Source organism: Burkholderia sp. E168m23, from assembly GCF_016586125.1.
GTDB classification, from domain to species: domain Bacteria; phylum Pseudomonadota; class Gammaproteobacteria; order Burkholderiales; family Burkholderiaceae; genus Burkholderia; species Burkholderia orbicola.
In genome coordinates this window covers 1-3,233 of sequence record NZ_BCPP01000836.1, presented here as the reverse complement: position 1 = coordinate 3,233, position 3,233 = coordinate 1, and the positions used below count along the sequence as shown (strand labels likewise).

Sequence of the window (3,233 nt, the reverse complement as noted above, 5' to 3'; positions counted from 1 at the left end):
GACCGCGTCGATTTCGTCGATGAACACGATGCACGGTGCATGCTTCTTCGCCTGCTCGAACATGTCGCGCACACGGGCCGCGCCGACGCCGACGAACATTTCGACGAAGTCCGAACCCGAGATGCTGAAGAACGGCACCTTCGCTTCACCCGCGATCGCGCGGGCGAGCAGCGTCTTGCCGGTACCCGGAGGTCGTATAACTTCGTATAATGTATGCTATACGAAGTTATTACGGTTCGTGTTGCCGATCACGAAGGTCACGGCCATCGTTTCGCCGAGCGCGCGGCCGAGGCCGAGCATCACGCCGCCGATCACGCCGGTCTTCGTGTAGGGCAGCACGACCTTCCACATCACTTCCCAGGTCGTGCAGCCGATCCCGTATGCCGATTCCTTCAGCAGCACCGGCGTGACCTCGAACACGTCGCGCATCACCGATGCGATGTACGGGATGATCATGATCGCGAGGATCACGCCGGCCGCGAGGATGCCGATACCGATCGGCGCGCCGGACGTCAGCGGGCCGAGCACCCACACGTCCTTGAGCAGGCGGCCGAGCGGCTTCTGGAAGTATTCGGCGAAGATCGGCGCGAACACGAGCAGGCCCCACATGCCGTACACGATCGACGGAATCGCGGCGAGCAGCTCGATCGCGATGCCGAGCGGACGGCGCAGCCACACGGGCGCCAGCTCGGTGAGGAACAGTGCGATGCCGAAACTGACCGGCACCGCGATGACGAGTGCGATCAGCGACGTCACGATCGTGCCGTAGATCGGCACGAGTGCGCCATAGATGTCCGAGTTGGGGTCCCACTCGGATTGCCACAGGAAGCCGAGGCCGAACTTCTGGATGGTCGGCAACGACGCAATGATCAGGGAAACGATGATCCCGCCAAGCAGCAGCAGGGTCACGATCGCGGCGAGCCGTGCGAGGCCGCCGAACAGGACATCCCCGAGACGGCTCGGCGCGCGCTGCTGCGCGCTGTCGGGCGATCGGGAGGACGTGTATGAAATATCAGACATGGGTGCCTGCTTTTGATCGCCGGGCGCCGTAACGCCCGGCTTTACCGCACACACTGCCCGACCGGCACGGCCGGGCAGCGAACCGCTGGATGGCTTACTCGGCGGCGACCGGCTTGCCCGAAGCGTCCGTCACCTTCGTCTTCCACTGCTTGCGGATTTCCGTCTCGACCGTCGCCGGCAGCGAGATGTAGTCGAGGCTGTCGGCAGCCTTCTCGCCGTTCTTGAACGCCCAGCTGAAGAACTTCAGCGTTTCCGCGCCCTGCTCCGGCTTGTCCTGCTTCGCGTGCAGCAGCACGAACGTCGCGCCGACGACCGGCCACGCTTCCTTGCCCGGCTGGTTCGTCAGGATCTGGTAGAACGACTTCGACCAGTTCGCGCCTGCTGCTGCGGCCTTGAACGTTTCCGTCTTCGGCTCGACCACCGTGCCCGTCGAATTCTTCAGCGCAGTGTAGGTCATGTTGTTCTTCTTCGCGTACGCCCACTCGACGTAGCCGATCGCGCCCGGCAGACGCTGCACGAAGGCCGCGACGCCGTCGTTGCCCTTGCCGCCCGTGCCCGTCGGCCAGTTGACCGTCGTGCCTTCGCCGATCTTCGACTTCCACTCGTCGTTGACCTTCGACAGGTAGTTCGTCCAGATGAAGCTCGTGCCCGAGCCGTCAGCGCGGCGGACCACGGCGATGTCCGTATCCGGCAGCTTGACCTTCGGGTTCAGCGCGGCGATCGCCGGATCGTTCCACTTCTTGATCTTGCCGAGGTAGATGTCGCCGAGCACCGGGCCCGACAGCGTCAGTTCGCCGGCCTTCACGCCCGGCACGTTGACGACCGGCACCACGCCGCCGACCACCGTCGGGAACTGGAACAGGCCTTCCTTCGCGAGTTCTTCATCCTTCAGCGGAGCGTCCGAACCGGCAAAATCGACCGTCTTCGCGACGATCTGCTTCAGGCCGCCCGACGAGCCGATGCCCTGGTAGTTGACCTTCGAACCGCCGGACTGCTGGTAGTCCGCAGCCCATTTCGTATAGATCGGCATCGCGAACGTGCTACCTGCGCCCGTGATGTCGGCAGCGTGGGCGGCGACGGCGAAAAGCGCGCCAGCCAGGCCGGCAATCGCGGTTTGCATCAATTTCATGAGACCTCCAGTGTGTGAGCGGATGACTACGGCACCGCGAAGGTTAGGGGCTGCTCATGACGGTAATGTGACAATCGATGAAACTGGCGTGACAGTAACATGACTGGTTGAAAGGGAATATCGGGCGGCGCGTCGGGACGACTGAGCGGCGGTGGCGGCAAGAATTGCCTGGCGCGGAGGGATGGGGACGACGCCTGTCTTCGAGGGCGTGCTGACGCATCGTAGCGCAGCGTCAGCCGGGCGGGAAGCCTGTTTCGCGGTCGCTGAAATCGTGGGGTCGGATACCTGATGAGATCGGAATAATGCGTTTGCCGAAGTGCGTTACTTATAGGTATGGCAAACCTTTGCGTCTGACAAAAACGACGGCGCCCGAAGGCGCCGCATGCGAATTCGCCGGAAGCCGGCGCGCGGGCGGCCGGACCGCCGCGCGCGCCTGCCGCTGGTCAGGTCGTTGCCGCCCGCACCGCGTCGGCGATCGTCTCCGCATGGCGCACCGCATCGGCCGCCTGCTGCGCTTCGACCATCACGCGCAGCACGGGCTCCGTGCCCGATGCGCGGATCAGCACGCGCCCGCTGCCGGCGAGCGCGGCTTCGGCGGCATCGATCGCGGCGCGAATCGACGCGCTGCCCTTCCAGTCGGCACCCGGCTTCATCCGCACGTTGATCAGCTTCTGCGGGAACAGCGTGACGCCGTCGAGCACCTGCGCGAGCGTGCGGCCGCTGCGCTTGAGCGCCGCCAGCACGAGCAGCGCCGACACGATGCCGTCGCCGGTCGAATGCCGGTCGAGCGACAGGATGTGGCCCGACCCTTCCGCGCCGAGTTGCCAGCCGTGCTCGCGCAACTGCTCGAGCACGTAGCGGTCGCCGACCGCCGCACGGACGAACTTCACGCCCTCGCGCTGCAGCGCGACTTCGACCGCGAGGTTCGTCATCAGCGTGCCGACCGCGCCGTCGACCTTGCCGTCGGTCGCGATCCGGTCCTTCACGAGCACGTAGAGCAGTTCGTCGCCGTTGTACAGGCGGCCGGTCGCGTCGACGACCTGCAGGCGGTCGGCGTCGCCGTCGAGCGCGATGCCGAGATCGG

1 protein-coding gene and 3 pseudogenes are annotated in these 3,233 nt (G+C 65.4%); all 4 read right to left on the bottom strand.

All coding sequences use genetic code 11. The features are described from left to right. Positions 1–201: pseudogene (locus tag JMF90_RS30505) on the bottom strand (AAA family ATPase); the annotation flags it as partial. A gap of 33 nt (positions 202–234) precedes the next feature. After that, a pseudogene (gene pstC, locus JMF90_RS30500) lies at positions 235–1,020 on the bottom strand (phosphate ABC transporter permease subunit PstC); the annotation flags it as partial. Positions 1,021–1,114: 94 nt separating this feature from the next. Beyond that, complete coding sequence (pstS, locus tag JMF90_RS30495; RefSeq protein WP_006490565.1) at positions 1,115–2,149, bottom strand: phosphate ABC transporter substrate-binding protein PstS; 1,035 nt, start codon at positions 2,147–2,149, stop codon at positions 1,115–1,117. Positions 2,150–2,592: 443 nt separating this feature from the next. After that, positions 2,593–3,233 (bottom strand): annotated as a pseudogene (glmM, locus tag JMF90_RS30490) (phosphoglucosamine mutase); the annotation flags it as partial.

What these genes read in the sequence shown, in the direction of transcription:
- pstS (WP_006490565.1), bottom strand. Translation starts at nt 2,149, where the DNA reads ATGAAATTGATGCAAACCGCGATTGCCGGCCTGGCTGGCGCGCTTTTC.